Raw genomic sequence first — 17,606 nt, 5'->3', positions numbered from 1 at the left:
AAGAAAAGAGGAAGTGTGCTTATGAAAAAAACGAAATTATTTGTAATAATTACAACAACCTGCGTGGGACTTGTTACTTTATTTAGTCAAACCGCAGCAACCTACCTAAATCCACTAAAAACCGACAGCATTCCATCTAATCATATCGCTTTAGAAACAGAATCGAAAGATGTTAAATCTGCGACTGAGCTTTTGTATGATGAAATTGGGCTGGAAGGTAAATTAAAATTTGAAGCTTTTGATAAAGCAATGATTGGTTACGAAAATCTTAATTTTAATAATAAGGATATCATTACCGTAATTGACTTTACATTACCTTCAACGGAAAAACGAATGTTTGTCATCGACATGAAAAACAAAAAAGTGTTATTTAATACAATTGTTTCTCATGGACGTAATAGTGGAGAGAAATATGCTAAAGCGTTTTCAAACAGACATGGTTCATACCAAAGTTCATTGGGCTTTTACACGACTGAAAATACATATCAAGGTGGTAATGGATATTCTTTAGTATTAAATGGTTTGGAAAAAGGCATCAACGATCAAGCTAAAGCTCGCGCCGTTGTAATCCACGGTGCAGATTATTGTAGTCAATCCGTGATTAATGCTACAGGAAGATTGGGAAGAAGTTACGGATGTCCTGCCCTTCCCCGAGAATTGAACAAACCTATTATCAATACCATCAAAAATGGTACTATGGTATTTATATATGCAGAAGATCCTGCTTATATGGCTAGTTCAAAGATTTTGAAAAAATCGCATATTACACTATTAGCTCAACATGATGTAACTGGCGGTGCTGATAGCATAGCTATGTACTAGAATTTAAGTTTAATACTAATCATAATTTGTTTTTGATAAAGGCAGCATTATAATAATGCTGCCTTTATTATTTATATTCTATTTCATTTTATTAATTGAAATTTTAATTCCTAACCCAGAATTATAAACACCCTAAATAAGTTAACTGTTAAGATAAAAAAATATTTTATTATATTGTAGATTAAACAACAATAGTATTAATAATTGTTTTAGTTAATTTTTCAAACAAATTATTCATATTTTAGCAAACCTTTTTTAATAAACAAAAACCACGTTATGAGTAAAAGTAAATTAATCAGCCTAAAAGGATTGAATTCAAAACCTCGTTTTATGATCATCCTCTTGCTAATTGCAATATCCTTCCAACTAAAAGCTCAGGATATTTTGATTGAAACCCAAAACACGGCTTTAGTTTTCCGAGTAGGTAAAAATAAAAGCCTGGAGCAAGTATATTTAGGAGAATCACTTTCCAACAAGAATGACTACGCCCAATTACCCAATAGTAAGGTTAATACCTGGATTACTGAGGATTGCATACCGTTCGTGAACCCGCTTTACAGCTTAGACAAGTTGACGGAAACCCTTCTACGCAACTGGAATATATAAAGCACCAACAAGCAAATGATGGCAATGTAATAACTACAACAATTGATTTAAAAGATCCAAAATATGCGATTGACGTTAAATTAACCTTCAAAGCTTATCAAAAAGAGAATGTCATTGAAACTTGGTCCACTCTAACAAATAAAGAGAAAAAAGCTATTACAATTGAAAATATTGCCTCAGCTGCACTACAGTTAAAATCTGATAAATACTACTTACAACATTTCTATGGAGATTGGATCAACGAAATGCGCAATGAAGAAGTTCAATTGCCTCAAGGTATTCACCGTATAGAATCAAAATTGGGCACAAGAGCGACCAATTTTGATTTACCATCCTTTTTATTATCCGTGGATAAACCGGCCTCAGAAAACGAAGGGACAGTCATTGCAGGTACATTAGCTTGGTCTGGAAATTTCAAACTTACATTCGAGAATGTGAAATACAGCGAAGATTTTGGTCATTTGTTGCAAATACTTCCAGGCATAAACAATTATTCTTCTGCCTACAACTTAGCCGCTGGTAAAGAGTTTAAAACCCCTACTTTCATCTATACTTTTACAACAAAAGGAAAAGGTCAAGCCAGTCGAAATTTACACAAATGGGCTTTAGATTACGGTATTTACAAAGGCCGTAAAAAAAGATCTACCCTACTTAATAACTGGGAAGCGACATATTTTGATTTTGATGAGCAGAAATTGGATCACATGTTTGGTGATGTTAAGAAATTGGGTGTTGACTTATTTTTATTGGACGACGGCTGGTTTGGAAATAAATATCCACGCAACAATGACCACACAAGCTTAGGTGATTGGGATCCAAATAAACAAAAATTACCAAATGGCATTGGTCATTTGGTGAAATTAGCGCATGAAAAAGGTGTAAAATTTGGTATCTGGGTAGAACCTGAGATGATCAGTCAAAAAAGTGAATTATATGAAAAACATCCTGATTGGGTACTAAAGCTGCCGAATCGCCACATTGACGAACGTAGACAACAATTAGTTCACGATCTAACCAATCCAAAAGTTCAGGATTACGTGTATAGTGTCATTGATAAAATCATGCAAGATGGAAAAGAGATCGCATACATCAAATGGGACTGTAATCGTTATATGACTAATCAATATTCTCCATACCTAAAAGACAATCAAAATAATCTTTTTGTAGATTATGTAAATGGCTTATATAGCGTATTAGAACGCTTCCGTAATAAATATCCTGATTTAGAAATGATGTGGTGTAGTGGTGGTGGCGGAAGAGCTGAATATGGAGGTTTGAAATATTTCCAAGAATTCTGGCCAAGCGATAACACCGATGGTTTGCGCCGTGTATATCTACAATATGCCTATTCGTACTTTTTCCCTTTTGCGGCACAATGTGCGCACGTCACATCTTGGGGTAAACAGCCTATCAAATTCCGTACAGATGTAGCCATGAGTGGGAAGCTAGGTTTTGATATTGAGCTTGAGAAAATGAGCGGTGATGAATTAAAATATTGCCAAGATGCTGTGAAGAATTTTAACAGATTGCAAACTGTTATCGCACAGGGAGAAATCTTCCGTCTCATATCTCCTTACCAAAATAATTATGCCGCTTGGATGACCGTTTCGGAAGACAAATCAAAAGCAGTGTTGTTTAATTATAATTTAAACACATTAACAGGCGATGTTTTCAATAAAATTATATTAAAAGGCTTAGATCCAAATAAAAGATATACGATTAAAGAAATCAACTTGATGCCTAATCAAAAACCTCAGTTCAAAAGAAATGAACAAGCTTTCAGTGGGGATTACCTCATGAAAGTCGGATTAGATTGGTACCTGAATGGAAGTATAAAAAGTTCTGTATTAGAAATTACAAGTAATTAATATTAATATAAAAAGCCGTAATATAAATTACGGCTTCTTATATTATTATACATGTGTTGTATAATTGATCTTAGGAATATTTAATTTACCGAAATCAATCTGCAAATTATCCAATTCATTGATGGCTGTAAATAATTTATCCAACTGCTCTTTGGTGCTCACCCCAACTACAGCAGAAGAGATTTTATGATATTTCAACAAAAATGCTAAAGCAATAGCTTCTTTTGAAACTGATAGTTCATTAGCCAAAAGATCAATTTGTTTGGTTATTATTTCGACTTGCTCGCTTGAATGATCTAAATAATCGTTAGCAGGCTTTCCTAATAACATTCCCTGAGCAAAACTTCCTCTAGCTAATATGGACACGTCTGCCGTTTGCAACGGAGGTAAGTAAGGTTCCGGACGTGTATCCAAAAGACTAAACTGCATCATATTGGAAACAATATTGGATTCATTCGCATAGCGTAAAAAGACATTAGGTCGAATAGATGATATACCATAAGTCCTTATTTTACCATGTTCTACTAATTTTTCCAAAGTATACACGACTTCCTCAAAATTATCTTCCTTCGTTCCGCCATGAATTTGGTATAAGTCTATATAATCCGTTTGCAAACGTTGCAATGATTCATCTATTGCTTCATTTATATAATCGCCAGAGACATCCCAAGTCCAACCCGATTTATCTTCTTTCCATCTATTGCCGACCTTGGATGCGATGACAAGCTTTTCACGATAACCTTTTATGGCTTGCCCCAGCAGTTTTTCATTTTCACCAAAATCATATAAGTCAGCCGTGTCAAAGTAGTTTATTCCTTCATCAATGGATTTCTGGATAATACATTCGCTTTCAGTACGCGTATGCGTACTGAATGACATACAGCCTATCCCCACTTCTGAAACTACTATATCTGACTTGCCTAACTTATTATATTTCATTTTATTCTGCTTTAATACCTAATAGCTCTACTTCAAAAATCAATGCACTAAACGCAGGAATTGAACCTGTAGCACGTTCACCATAAGCTAAATTATAAGGTATATAAAATTTATATTTTGAACCGACTTTCATCAATGGAATACCTATTTTCCAACCTTCAATCACGCGATTCAAATCTAATGTCAATGATTCATTACGATCGTACGAACTATCAAATTGAGTTCCATCCATTAATGTTCCTTTATAATGCACTTCTACTTCTGAATCAGCAGTAGCCTGTGGTCCATCACCTTCTTTCAATACTTCATATTGCACACCTTCAGGAGTAACCTTGACTTCGGGACGAGCCTTATTTTTTGCCAAAAAATCTTCACCAGGCTTTTTTAATTCCGCATTTTTCTTTTCATAAGCTTTAACAAGCTCACCTTGGATAATATCCATATTTTGCTCCTCAGTCAAGAGTAATTTTTCTTCTTTTAAGGCGGCAACCAGACCTTTATGAAAAACTTCCGTACTTACATCAAAACCTGCATTTTTCAAATTTTTAGCTACATCAATGCCTAATGCGTACGACAAGGAATCATTGGAAGTTTTCAAAGAAAACTCTTGAACAGAAGACTTAACAGCTGTTGCTTTATTTGTAGGTGTAGTTGTTTTCTTTGTTTGTGCTTGTAGGTAACTTGTACTAGCCCCTAAGATTAATAACGAGTAAATAAATTTTAACTTCATGTATTTTTATTTATAATGGTTTCTACGATTTGCATGGTATTGTTGCGATAATCAACCTTCACCGTATCGGTGCTGTTTAACCACAATTCAATATCATACTCGTATTTCTTTTTTAAACTTTTGATAACAGGTACGCCAATATCTTCTAAAGCAGCTGCATTCAAATGCTGCTCATATTGATTTTTCATTGGAATAGCCAATACTTTTTTGCCCAAATATAGTGCTTCTGCAGGTGTCTCAAATCCAGCTCCACACAATACACCTTCTGAAGAAGCCATACTTTTTACAAAAGCATCATTGTTAATAGGCTGAATTTTGACATTCTTCATATGCAATGGTTTCGTATTATGTTTTGAGAAAACCTCCCAATTCACGTCCGTAAATTTAGTCAGTTGCTTCAGCAGATGCGCATCATCATAAGATGGCAAATATACGGTATAATGACCTTCATTTGTCGGTTCTAAAGAACGAATAGGTTCTCGGATTACGGGAGTAAAAATCGAATGATGATATTGTTTAAAATGAAAGCCATAAGCTTGTGTTACCGGAGCATAATTTTTCATTATAAATTTCCCCATCATATCAGTCTCATCTGGCTTAGGACTGTCAGGATGCATAGCTCCTATTTGATGACTTAATCCAATACATGGTAGATCTTTTGTTTGACAAGCCCAAGCTGTGATCGGCTCAAAATCATTGATCACTAAATCATAATCCTGAACCGGCACTTCATTGATTTCCTGAAGCAATTTTCGCACAGTGGAGCTCATAAACGTTTTCCAAAGATCTACACCTCCCGATTTACCGAATATAAAACTTAATCCATGCAATCTATATTTGATATCGAAGGGAATACAAATATCAGCCTGAATACCGCTGATCAAAACATCCACTTCGCCGAAAGCCTGAAGGCATGGAATAACATCCATCGCTCGGCATAAATGTCCATTTCCTGTCCCCTGAATAGCATATAATATCTTCATGAATAGCAATAAAAAAGTAAATCGAAAATACATATTTTTATTAAATAAGGCTCATAATTTACATTAAACTACTTTTAATTAATTTAATTTCTTAAATTAATGGTATAACGCATTAATTATGAAACCTTCCCCAATCTTCTTGGTCCTTGGCCTGTTCTTTCTTAGTTCATGGGGATTCAATCCACATAAAAAAATAAATCAAACGGCGGTCTTTTTACTTCCCACTGAACTCGCTTCTTTTTACAAAACATGTATTAAACAAATAACGGACAAGGCCGTTGACGCGGACAAGAGATGTTATATTGATACGATCGAAGGTCCAAAACATTATATTGACCTAGACAAATATGAAAATATAGACAGCATTCCAATTCATTGGTCTAAAGCCAAAGAAAAACTAAACGAAAGAAAATTATTAGCTCAAGGTATTGTGCCTTGGCAAATCAACAGAACATACCAAAATCTAGTGGAAGCTTTTAAGTCCAAAGACAACAAAAGAATTATTCAATTGAGTGCAGATCTGGGTCATTATGTAGCTGATGCACATGTTCCTTTACATACTACTAGTAACTATAATGGTCAATACACTAACCAAATAGGAATTCATGCACTCTGGGAAACCCTTATTCCTGAGATGTATATGACAGATTATGATTTATTTATTGGCTCTGCCCAATATATTTCCGATCCAGTTAATTTTGCTTGGAAGATAGTGCGTGAAAGCAATGCTTTAGTTGATTCTGTATTGTTAATTGAAAAAGCTTTGAACAGATCTTTTAGGGATTCTGAGATTAAATCTTATATAGAAAGAAACAATCAACTCATACAAACCTATTCTGATCCTTATGTACAAGCTTATAATACCGAACTAAATGGTATGGTGGAAAGACGTTTCAAGGCATCTATATTTGCTGTCGCTTCTTTTTGGTACTCTGCATGGCTCGATGCGGGTCAGCCCAAATTGCTAACAATAACACAGTCAAATCTTACAGAAGATGAAAGTCTAAATTACGAGCAAAAGAAAATACTTGGACGCGAAGAATGGCATTAAAACTAATTAATTTTCTCGCGAGTAATTAATAAGGAACCTTTTCTAATAATTGCCTTTTCTCCTTTTTTATTAAACTTAAGAATATAAAAATATGTTCCATCTCGCACACTTGAACTCACTTGCCAATCATTCTTATAATTCGAATTTTCGTAAATAAGATTTTTAAAACGATCAAAGATTTGTATTTCTACGCGTTCAAATTGATAAACTCCAATTAATTCAACTGTATCATTTAGACCATCACCATTTGGAGTTATTACATTTGGAATCAGAATACCTGCTACTTCAATTTTAACTGTAGCAGGTTCAGACCAGTTACCATTTTTGTCCATGATGCGATAAGTAAATTGATCAATTCCTGAGAAAGTTTTCTCCGAGGTATAAGTAAATTTTCCTTTTCCCATATAAACTAACCTTCCATTCATTGGTTGATTAATTATCGTTATGCTTTCAAAATCCAGCTCTGAATTTTCTACATAATCATTATCTGCAGGTGATATTGTCACTCTAGTATTATAATATTGAACAAAATAATCGTCAACTGTAATAGGAACTGTTTTAATTATCGTTAAATCAACTCCAACGATTTCACTAGTTAATCTGCTATTATCATGGATCCTATAGGTGAAAAAATCTTCTCCACTTTCAAGATTATTATATTGCGTATATAATATATTAATACCATTAACCTCCAATCTACCCATAATTGGAGGATCAATAATCTCAACCCGTCCATTATTCCAATCACTACTACCTCTTTCATCATTAGCTAACACATTTAATTCCACATTTGCACCTTGATAAACATCAATCTTATCTGCTTTGGCAATAGGCGGTTTGGCGACTAAAGTTTTAGTAACATCATTATTTTCAAAAGTAGTACCTGACGTATCGCGTAATGCATTATTGTATTTAGTATCATACCCTTCTACAATGGCTGTATTTTCTACAAAACCTCGACGAATATCATCTACCGTTACTCGATAAGTATATTCGACAGTTGTTATCTGGTTGTCTATTTTATTTATACTAAGATCTTGAGGCGATTGGAATAGTAGTTCATCAATTAATTTGATATTATGAATAGAAATATTCCCCTCATGTTTAATCTCGAATTGATATATAATTTCATCACCGATCGTAAATTGTCCATTCTCACCAGAACCTTGTCCTGCATTTTTAACTGTTTTCTTCAATTGAAATAATGGCCTTTGGTCAATATCCAATCTGGTTTTTTGATTATTATTGAAATCAGTCCCGGATAAATCCTTTACATCAAAGTTTCTTGGATTCTTCCCCATAACCAAAGCTTGATTCATTACCTCGCCATTAATTACATCCTGTCTTGTAATTGTATAAGGCAGAATAAATTCATGCTGTTGATTTTTAGCCAACATAATACCATTGATGACAATAGTATCCATGCTAACTAACGTGTCAATGAGAATAAAATCCTTTACCACCACTTCCCCTGTATTTCTGATAGTAAATTTATATTCTATTATTTCTCCTTCTTCCTGGAAACCTGAATTATTTTGATCGATATGTCTTGCTTGTTTTAATAATGCAATCTGACCTCTTTCATTTAAAGGTTCCAACAAAAACACATCTGAATTAATTTTGATATTATTGCAGCCTTGTGGAGAACATTCCTCTCGTGCTGATCTGGGAGCAAGGGCAGCATTGTCGTCCAGAGTTGCATCAGGATCTGTATATCCTTTAGGACGAACTATACCAGCTTCCGCTGGAACAATGCCATATGTGGCATCAGGAACATTATTTGCAAAAGCTCGAATGATAAAAACCGCTTCACACCCATTTTTGATATCGATATGAATGTTAGCTATATTTTTAGTTATTGTTTGCAAACCAATGGAAGCACAATCACCTCCTATAAAATTAATATTTTCAATAGTAAAACCTTCAGGTAGACTAAACTCAAAGTTACTTCCGATTACATCTGATGGACCATTATTGCGTACACGCATGGTATAATTCACTCTATCATTAAGCTCAATTGTATCTTTGTCAGCATCTATCGAAATCACTTCTAGATCAGCGACCTCAACTACTATTTCTTTTTCAATAGATTCATCTACCTGAACAGCATATGACCAAGTATCCATAGCCATATTATTTCCAAAGCTATTATTTCCTGTAAACAAATTATTATTAAATGGAGCTCCAGAAAAGGCAGTATAGGTCCCCCATCGATGACCATTTTGACTGCTTAATATCCCAGCAAGATTGGTTATAGGATTGGAATGTTCTCCAAAATTATTACCGAGAGGAATATCACTATCATCCCAATAAAGAATTGCTGGCGAAAGGGTATTTGTTTCCCTATCAAAGCGCTCTAACTTGAGTCCATTGGGATTTATTTCCATATCAAAATACGGAAAATGAACTTCTCCTTCTACAGAAGCTACGCTTACTTGTATATTATACCCCCCATGAGGAACAAAATTATTTTCTCCATCTACACCTTTCCACTCATACTCGTTATTACCTACAGTAGCATTTACAATTGCTTCAAAAGGCTGAAAACTAATATTCTGATCGTTACTTTTAATTGTTATTTTATATCGTCCAGCATAATTAGTCTCAAAATTTATTTTTACTCCTTTAGTATTGACATTATTAGAAGTCTTTTCAGAACCCTCAAAATTGATATTCTTTACTTGTGGTATTTGAATTTCATTTAGTAACCAGGTTTCTCCAAAGTGACTTCTACTAATTTTAGGCAAATCCAGATTCGGTAAGGTATAAAATATCTTGTGCGTGATAAACTCATTACCTACATCATTACCGTTTGGATTGTGTATAGAGGCATTAAAACCTGCTGGCGAACTTTTGTAAATAGGAATATTGTTCTGATCTAGTACACCCGAATTATTGACAAAATAAGTAAATCTCAGACCTATACTCCCATTGCCATCTACACGATAATAGTATCCATCTTTGGTAAGGACATAATTCAATCCATAATAAGCATAATTGGGATCTGTCATCCCTCCACCATTTAAATGGAGATTAAGAACATTGGCAAAAACTCTACCCGTCAACCAATCGGTATCTGACTCATTTCTAACTGAAATATCCCATGCAGCAATAAAATTTTGATTAGCCTCTTGAGTCCAGTTTTCATTTGCTAAATTATTAGGAAGCGTACTTGAATTTCCTGGTGAAGTAAATTCAATAGTCCAAATCCCTTCTTCATCAACTGGAATTTCATACGCATCATAACCTAATCGAGGACCTGCTAATTCAGCTTCTCTATTATTCATTCCCGGCCGAGCGGTGATTCTACCTACTGTATTATTGGATGGTGAAGACAAATGTCCAGATGGACTATATACACGAATAGTTCCATTACCTATACCTTGAGCGCTGGAACTAACAGCTAATATTTCATTTTTTTTCACATATGCGAAATGTCTACCATTATTATAAAAATTATGATAAAGTATGTTACCATTATAAACTTCAGTTTCCATATATGCTCGTGCGCCCTTCACCCCAGTTGGATATAAGTCTTTAGATCCATCAGAAAAAGCTACATTAAATTGAAAAAAGAAAAATATAATTAATAATACCTTTAGGTTTTCCCTCATAATTTACATTGGAAGTCGTGTTGTAAATATAACATTTTGACACTTAAATAACCAATAGGTAAATAGTTTACTTATTCCATAATACTACATAACATGAATAAATCGTACCTTTGCATCTTAAAATTTAGATAATGTCACATCAAGTACCAGAAGACGGCTCATTACTACCTCTTATGGAGGAATTTTACACAATTCAAGGAGAAGGATATCATACCGGAAAAGCGGCTTATTTTATTCGTCTTGGAGGATGTGATGTTGGTTGTCATTGGTGTGATGTCAAAGAAAGTTGGGACGCAACTTTACATCCACTTACTAGCGCTGAAACAATTGTTGAAAATGCCCAATCACAACCAGCGAAGACAGTGGTCATTACAGGAGGAGAACCTTTGATCTATAATTTGGACTTATTGACGTCTCGTCTTAAAGAAGAAGGAATACAGACTTTTATTGAAACTTCAGGAGCTTATCCTTTAAGCGGGTATTGGGATTGGATATGTCTTTCACCGAAGAAATTTAAAGCTCCGAGACCAGAAGTGCTTGCTGTTGCGGGTGAACTAAAAGTTATCGTATTTAATAAATCTGACTTCTTATGGGCTGAGGAACACGCAAAAATGGTAGGTCCTAATTGCAAACTTTATTTGCAACCCGAGTGGTCCAAAGCTGCAGAAGTAACTCCCCTAATCATTGATTATGTAAAGGATAATCCAAAATGGAATATTTCTTTACAAACACATAAGTATTTGAACATTCCATAATCAATAGATAGTAAAAAGAAAAACGCCAAATGATTCCTCATTTGGCGTTTTCAATATATTAATGCCTTTAATTACTTTTTATAGTATTGCATTGCTTCTGGTACTAAAGATTGAATCTGTGCAATACGTCTAGCATCACTAGGGTGTGTACTTAACCATTCAGGCACAGAATTAGCACCAGACTTGGCTGCAGCCATTCTTTCCCAGAATTTTACAGCTTCATTTGGATCATAACCAGCCATCGCCATAATAATTAAACCAGCTTTATCAGCCGCTAACTCATCATTTCTAGAGAACTTCAACATACCGATTGGTGCACCAATACCGTATACTTGATTTAATACAGCTACACCCTTATTATTTGACATCTGAGATGCAGCACCCAATACCTGAGCTCCTAACTGCAAAGCCATTTGATTAGAAACCTGCGCTACAGAATGTTCTTCTAAAGCATGCGCAATCTCATGTCCCATAATTGTTGCTAAACCACCATCAGTTCCCGAAAGAGGCAAAATACCAGTGAATACAGCTACTTTACCACCTGGCATACACCAAGCATTGACATCATCATTCTGAATAAGGTTAAATTCCCAATTAAAATTAAATTGATCAGCAATCCCTTTTTGTTGCAAATATCTTTGAGTCGCAGCTGCTATATTATTACCTACTCTTTTTACAGCTGTAGCCTGTGCAGTTCCCGTAACTACTTTTGTGCTTTTATCACTTAAAAACTCTTTATAGGCTAAGCTTGCTTGCTGATTTATAGTTTCGCTATCCACCAGTTTCAAGTATTTTCTACCTGTAACTGCTGAAGTAGCACAGCCCATCAATGTTGCTCCCAACAACACATAAGATGCATAAGTAAATATCTTTTTCATGATAATTTTTGTTTTATAATTTCTTTATACCTATTAAAGACAATAATAATTCCTAAAAGTTCAATTCTTCGAAATTATTTTGAAGATTTTTTGAATAAGTAAATTTTAGATTCTTTTCCTTTGAGTAAGCGTTCAATATTTTTTTGATGTGTAATAAGTATCAAAACACAGATTGCTATAGCATACAACATCAAAGAAGGCACAGTTGTTTTTATAATTAAAGCCAAGCTAATAGGGAATGTAAAACCCGCACTAATTGAACTTAAAGAAACGTAATGACTAATAAGAAGACATAAAAGAAAAATAGTCACACAACATAATGCCGCTAACGGTTGTATAGCAATCACCATCCCAAACAAGGTAGCAACGCCCTTTCCGCCTCTAAATCCTGCAAAAATTGGGAATAAGTGACCTAAAACAGCAATGACTCCTAGTGCCAACTGAAAATTCACAAAATGTATAGAATCGGATGTTCCAACAATTCCCGAATCTAACAAATAAGGTAAATTGGTTGCTGTCCAACCTTTAAAAATATCTACAAGCATCACAATAATTCCAGCTTTCTTTCCCAAAACCCGAAATGTATTAGTCGCACCTGCATTACCACTACCATACTCCCGCACATCTACCCCGTAAAATGCTTGACCAAACCATACCGCTGTAGGAATGGAACCAAACAAATAGGCTAGTACAACTACACCAAATAGATATAATGAAATCATTAATTTTTTTAAATCCTTAACAAAAATACTAAATAAGCTTAGCTTTTAAACTCAAATCTAAACTTTTCACCGAGTGTGTCAATGCACCAACAGAGATATAATCAACCCCTGATAATGCATATGAACGAATAGTTGTTAAATCAATACCTCCTGATGCTTCAGTAATCAACCTACTACCAACCAATTCAACAGCCTTTTTCACGTTTTCTGGGGTAAAATTATCGAACATCACTCTATCAACACCTTGACAGGACAAAAGTTCATTCAATTCATCAAAACTTCGAACTTCTACTTCTATAGGGATATTTATATTATTCTTTTGCTTGTAAGCAATAGCATTATTTACGGCGTTAGAGATTGAGCCTGCATAATCCACATGATTATCTTTTATTAAGATCATATCATATAAACCAAATCTATGGTTCACGCCTCCCCCCAATACAACAGCACGTTTTTCTAAAAATCGTAATAGCGGCGTAGTCTTTCTAGTATCCAACACCTTAGTATTCGTACCCGCTAACTCTTTTACATATTCAGCGGTGCGTGTAGAAATACCAGACATGCGCTGCATCACATTTAATACTAAACGCTCTGCTTTCAAAATAGAATGGATCCTTCCACGAACAAGCAATGCAATATCTCCGAATTTTACTTCTGCACCATCTTCGATGAGCACCTGTACTTGTAAATCTTCATCGATTTGTTTAAAAATCTCTACTCCTACTTCTACTCCAGATAAAATTCCATTGTCTTTAACCAACAACTTTGCTTCACCCAACTTATCTTCTGGTAATGAGGCTAAAGTTGTGTGATCGCCATCTTGTACATCTTCCTGAATGGCTTGATCCACAAAAGCTTTCAAGAGATTTTTATATGCTAAATCCATTATATTTGTTCAATAATCTATAAAAATATTAAGCTAAGATGAGCAAAATATATGTTACGTGAAAATAAATTTCTATTCAACTCGGAATTCCGAAATAAATTCGCTTTCCTTTAATTTTACTGTTTTAATTAATATTCGGATTGGTTTATTGTGAGTTTTAGCATTATAGACAACCAAATGGTTGGGCTGACTTTCATTCAAGCGAGAAATTTTTATCTCACTTAATTTATTCTCACTCAAGTATTCCGATACAATCAATTCAGCCTGATATTTTGATGCAATCTGTACATTTCTATGTATAGAAATCTTTACAGAAGAAGTAAAAAATTTACTTAATTCTTTAGCATCACCATTCCTCAGCGCATTTCCAATCATTTTATCAATCTCTCGAAAATTTGAAGGATCAAATACAGACAAAATAAAAATTAAAACGTATAAAATTTTACCCATCAACTAGAAAATATGTGCGAATATATCAATACAACCCCTTTCATACAATATTATTCCAACAAAATAGCAAATTATCAGAATCGAATAATTTCATTTCAGAATTTAATAACTTAAGCTTAGGATTTTTTATATTTGTGTGTGGACAACTTAAATCAAAAGAAAGTAGCCTTAATCATCCTGGATGGATTGGGTTATGGCAAAAATGATAATTCAAATGCTGTATTAGCAGCAAAGATTCCTTATTTAAATTCTCTATTAGAAAAATACCCTAATTCAAAACTTGAAGCCTCAGGCGAAGCTGTAGGTCTTCCAGAAGGTCAAATGGGTAACTCCGAAGTAGGTCACATGAATTTAGGTGCTGGAAGAGTAGTATATCAAGAACTTGGACGTATTAATAAGGCGGCAAAAGATGGTATATTCGAAAGTCATCAGGTAATTCAAGATGCTTTTGACTATGCAAAACAAAACAATAAGAATGTACATTTCATTGGATTGTTGTCTGATGGTGGTGTACACTCGCACATTTCGCATCTTAAATCATTATGTGATGCGGCCAAAGTAGCAGGATTTAATAACGACCAAGTTTTTATTCACGCTTTTCTAGATGGTCGTGATACAGATCCTAATGGTGGTTTGGAATATGTTAAAGATCTAGAAAGTCACTTAGCAACTTCAGTTGGAACGATTGCCTCTGCTATCGGTCGTTACTATGCTATGGATAGAGATAATCGTTGGGAACGCGTAAAAGAAGCATATGATTTATTGACTAAAGGAATAGGTCAACACTCTTCTAACTTACAAGAATCTATCAAACAATCCTACAAAGCTGGAGTAACTGATGAATTTATTAAGCCAATTTTTATTGCTAACCATGACGGCTCACCAAAAGCAGTGATTAAAGAAGGCGATGTAGTATTCTGTTTTAATTTCCGAACTGACCGTGGCCGCGAAATTACAATTGCATTAACGCAACAAGAGTTTCCTGAATATAACATGAAGCCTTTGAATTTGTATTATGTAACCATGACATCATACGATGATACATTCAAAGGGGTAAAAGTAATCTTCCAAAAAGATAATCTAACCAATACGTTAGGTGAGGCTTTAGAAGCACAAGGTAAAACTCAAGTCCGTATTGCAGAAACAGAAAAATATCCACACGTGACATTTTTCTTCTCTGGAGGTCGCGAGGACGAGTTCAAAGGTGAACATCGACTGTTGATTCCTTCTCCGAAAGTAGCGACTTACGATCTTCAACCTGAAATGAGCGCTTATGGTATTGCGGATGCAATTTGTAATGATATCGTAAGCAATCGTCCAGATTTTATATGTCTGAATTTTGCTAATCCTGATATGGTCGGACATACAGGTGTATTTGAGGCTGTAGTAAAAGCTGTCGAGACGGTGGATGTATGTCTAAAGAAAGTTGTAGAAACCGGATTAGAATTTGGATATTCCTTCATCATCTTAGCGGATCATGGTAATTCTGAATTCATGCTAAATGAAGATGGCTCTCCAAATACAGCACACACGACAAATCTTGTTCCTTGTATTCTAATTGATAAAGATTATTCTTCTATCGCAGATGGTAAATTAGGAGATGTCGCTCCTACTGTATTACGATTGATGAATCTGGACATTCCATTGGAAATGACAGGCAATGTATTAGTAAATTAATAATGATTCATTGAAGACATTTAAATTTATACCTTTCTTAAGTATTGCAGCTGTATTATTATACAGTTGCAATACTTCTTTGTCTTCACAATCAACTACAACAGAATTTGATATCCCTCAATTCTTTAAGGAAGAAGTACAAAAACTTCAAACATTGAATCCAACTGTCACCAAAACAGTTTCAAACGATAAATCATCGGAAAGCAAGGAAATTAAAATTTCCAATTGGGAAAAAGAGCTTGCACAATTTTCTACTATTGACATCAATAAATCTGGAACTGAATTTCTTAAAGAATCAAATAGAGATACTTTAATTTATTCTACGCCTTCCGACTCTAAAACCAAAATAACAGTAAAAGTTATTTTCAACCAAAACTTACCTGCTGAAATAAGCATTTATAAGAAAACGCAAAATTTACTTTTTGTAAATGAAGAAACAATGAATTATAACGTAGGCAATTCTTATATCCTTGATAAAAAACAATACGTAAAAGGAATGGGAAATAATAGATACCTTATTAAAGGTATAATTCATTAATACTACAACCAACCTACAGCCAAAGATCTCCTCTCCATTCATTTAATCTTTCGTATCGTTAATCTATTATTATCAGTGATTATCAATCACCTTCCTCAAAAAAATATCTGTTATAACTGTATTATATTATCCTCAAAAAGCAATATTCTCATTAAAACATGATAAAATCAATGGAAACCACAATTAAACAAAACAAACTTTAATATTTTATTAAGAAAATATTTTAATTATTAATTTAAATTTCATAATTTAATATTAACAATTCTAACACACTTTAAACTACAATAAAATGAATCATACACCTCCTATTTTTATTGATGAAGGAAGCCATACCACTGCTTTTTTCGCACTTGATAATCCCCAGACATTGGTGATTTTTATACATGGTTTTAATGGTAGATCAATTAATACTTGGGGAGAATTTCCAGATTTTATACGCTTAAATAATGATTTCAAAAATGCTGATATACTATTTTATGGATATGATAGCCTAAAAAATCCTGCTGCTCAAAGTTCTCAAAATTTATATAATACCCTGAGCAATTTGACAGAAAATTCACCTAATGCATGGGGTATTGAAAGAACATTTATCACGCAATCGTTTAAATACGGACAAATTGTACTCGTCGCTCACTCTTTAGGTGCATTAGTTCTGCGCAAAGCGCTATTATTAGCCAAACGGGACCATAAAGAATGGTTAGATTCCTGCAAAATGATTCTTTTCGCTCCTGCCCATCATGGCTTTAAAATGAGAAATCTTATTTTTGAAAGTTTGTCGTCAATTGAAACGATATTGTCGGGATTAGGACTTATATCCTTTCCAGTTTTAGAGGATTTAAAACCCAATTCATTTATTATTCAAAACCTGCTACATGATTCAATGCAGCTACTGGATAAAAAACAAGGAAACTTTACGATAGCTGACCAAATCATTTGGTCCAAGGAGGAAGAAATCGTTAGAAACGAACACTTTGGACAAGATCCTATTCCATTATTAGTGGAAAACAAAGCTCATCATGCCATATGCAAACCTGATAGCCAATATTTAATACCTTATCATTTAGTTGTCAAATCATTATATGCATAG

At 34.2% G+C, this 17,606-nt stretch carries 16 protein-coding genes; 8 read left to right on the top strand and 8 right to left on the bottom strand.

The genetic code is table 11. The annotated features are described in order from the left end of the window. The first annotated feature begins 21 nt into the window (after positions 1 to 21). From G5B32_RS03395 to G5B32_RS03390, 3 genes are all read left to right on the top strand, one after another. The gene (locus G5B32_RS03395; protein ID WP_165290153.1) at positions 22 to 822 is read left to right on the top strand and encodes a murein L,D-transpeptidase catalytic domain family protein; all 801 of its coding nucleotides are present in this window, start codon (positions 22 to 24) and stop codon (positions 820 to 822) included. Positions 823 to 1,098: 276 nt separating this feature from the next. After that, entirely contained in the window at positions 1,099 to 1,428 is a 330-nt protein-coding gene (locus G5B32_RS17060) for a hypothetical protein (RefSeq protein ID WP_206366778.1), read from the top strand. Next, on the top strand, positions 1,353 to 3,296 hold the full coding sequence (locus G5B32_RS03390) for an alpha-galactosidase (RefSeq protein ID WP_206366777.1): 1,944 nt from the start codon (positions 1,353 to 1,355) through the stop codon (positions 3,294 to 3,296). Before G5B32_RS17060 ends, G5B32_RS03390 begins: the two co-directional genes overlap by 76 nt. Positions 3,297 to 3,341: 45 nt before the next feature. Here the strand turns inward: G5B32_RS03390 and G5B32_RS03385 are convergent, their stop codons facing one another. Genes G5B32_RS03385 through G5B32_RS03375 form a run of 3 tightly spaced genes read right to left on the bottom strand, consistent with a single transcriptional unit; the run spans position 3,342 to position 5,948 of the window. Beyond that, a complete protein-coding gene (locus tag G5B32_RS03385) occupies positions 3,342 to 4,235 on the bottom strand; it encodes an aldo/keto reductase (protein WP_165290152.1) in 894 nt (297 codons plus the stop codon). Between the two features lies 1 nt (position 4,236). Then, the gene (locus tag G5B32_RS03380; protein ID WP_165290151.1) at positions 4,237 to 4,965 is read right to left on the bottom strand and encodes an FKBP-type peptidyl-prolyl cis-trans isomerase; all 729 of its coding nucleotides are present in this window, start codon (positions 4,963 to 4,965) and stop codon (positions 4,237 to 4,239) included. Next, complete coding sequence (locus tag G5B32_RS03375) at positions 4,962 to 5,948, bottom strand: glycosyltransferase family protein (protein ID WP_165290150.1); 987 nt, start codon at positions 5,946 to 5,948, stop codon at positions 4,962 to 4,964. Before G5B32_RS03375 ends, G5B32_RS03380 begins: the two co-directional genes overlap by 4 nt. 118 nt (positions 5,949 to 6,066) lie before the next feature. On the opposite strand from G5B32_RS03375, the gene G5B32_RS03370 reads away from it, so the two are divergent. Beyond that, the gene (locus tag G5B32_RS03370) at positions 6,067 to 6,999 is read left to right on the top strand and encodes a zinc dependent phospholipase C family protein (protein ID WP_165290149.1); all 933 of its coding nucleotides are present in this window, start codon (positions 6,067 to 6,069) and stop codon (positions 6,997 to 6,999) included. Between the two features lie 2 nt (positions 7,000 to 7,001). Here G5B32_RS03370 and G5B32_RS03365 read toward each other — a convergent pair whose 3' ends face one another. Next, the gene (locus G5B32_RS03365; protein WP_165290148.1) at positions 7,002 to 10,613 is read right to left on the bottom strand and encodes a gliding motility-associated C-terminal domain-containing protein; all 3,612 of its coding nucleotides are present in this window, start codon (positions 10,611 to 10,613) and stop codon (positions 7,002 to 7,004) included. Positions 10,614 to 10,744: 131 nt separating this feature from the next. On the opposite strand from G5B32_RS03365, the gene G5B32_RS03360 reads away from it, so the two are divergent. Next, positions 10,745 to 11,368, top strand: a complete 624-nt coding sequence (locus G5B32_RS03360; protein WP_165290147.1) for a 7-carboxy-7-deazaguanine synthase QueE — start codon at positions 10,745 to 10,747, stop codon at positions 11,366 to 11,368. Between the two features lie 71 nt (positions 11,369 to 11,439). Here the strand turns inward: G5B32_RS03360 and G5B32_RS03355 are convergent, their stop codons facing one another. The 4 genes from G5B32_RS03355 to G5B32_RS03340 all read right to left on the bottom strand — a co-directional run bounded on the left by G5B32_RS03355 (position 11,440) and on the right by G5B32_RS03340 (position 14,304). Continuing rightward, entirely contained in the window at positions 11,440 to 12,246 is an 807-nt protein-coding gene (locus tag G5B32_RS03355) for a M48 family metallopeptidase (RefSeq protein WP_165290146.1), read from the bottom strand. A 74-nt stretch (positions 12,247 to 12,320) separates the two neighbouring features. After that, positions 12,321 to 12,968 carry a glycerol-3-phosphate 1-O-acyltransferase PlsY gene (gene plsY / locus G5B32_RS03350; protein WP_165290145.1) on the bottom strand — a complete coding sequence of 216 codons (648 nt, stop codon included), beginning with the start codon at positions 12,966 to 12,968 and terminating at the stop codon, positions 12,321 to 12,323. 28 nt (positions 12,969 to 12,996) lie between these two features. Beyond that, complete coding sequence (gene nadC, locus G5B32_RS03345; RefSeq protein WP_165290144.1) at positions 12,997 to 13,854, bottom strand: carboxylating nicotinate-nucleotide diphosphorylase; 858 nt, start codon at positions 13,852 to 13,854, stop codon at positions 12,997 to 12,999. Positions 13,855 to 13,926: 72 nt separating this feature from the next. Then, positions 13,927 to 14,304, bottom strand: a complete 378-nt coding sequence (locus tag G5B32_RS03340) for a DUF4783 domain-containing protein (protein ID WP_165290143.1) — start codon at positions 14,302 to 14,304, stop codon at positions 13,927 to 13,929. Between the two features lie 138 nt (positions 14,305 to 14,442). Here G5B32_RS03340 and gpmI point away from each other — a divergent pair, with 138 nt between their 5' ends. The 3 genes from gpmI (at position 14,443) to G5B32_RS03325 (ending at position 17,606) form a co-directional block, all read left to right on the top strand. Then, on the top strand, positions 14,443 to 15,981 hold the full coding sequence (gene gpmI, locus G5B32_RS03335) for a 2,3-bisphosphoglycerate-independent phosphoglycerate mutase (protein ID WP_165290142.1): 1,539 nt from the start codon (positions 14,443 to 14,445) through the stop codon (positions 15,979 to 15,981). A 10-nt stretch (positions 15,982 to 15,991) separates the two neighbouring features. Then, on the top strand, positions 15,992 to 16,519 hold the full coding sequence (locus tag G5B32_RS03330) for a hypothetical protein (RefSeq protein WP_165290141.1): 528 nt from the start codon (positions 15,992 to 15,994) through the stop codon (positions 16,517 to 16,519). Positions 16,520 to 16,808: 289 nt separating this feature from the next. Continuing rightward, on the top strand, positions 16,809 to 17,606 hold the full coding sequence (locus G5B32_RS03325) for an esterase/lipase family protein (RefSeq protein ID WP_165290140.1): 798 nt from the start codon (positions 16,809 to 16,811) through the stop codon (positions 17,604 to 17,606).

The sequence above is a fragment of the Sphingobacterium sp. SGL-16 genome (assembly GCF_011043515.1).
GTDB lineage: Bacteria > Bacteroidota > Bacteroidia > Sphingobacteriales > Sphingobacteriaceae > Sphingobacterium > Sphingobacterium litopenaei.
Note: the sequence above shows the minus strand (reverse complement) of the source record. Positions and strands in the feature narration are given on the sequence as shown.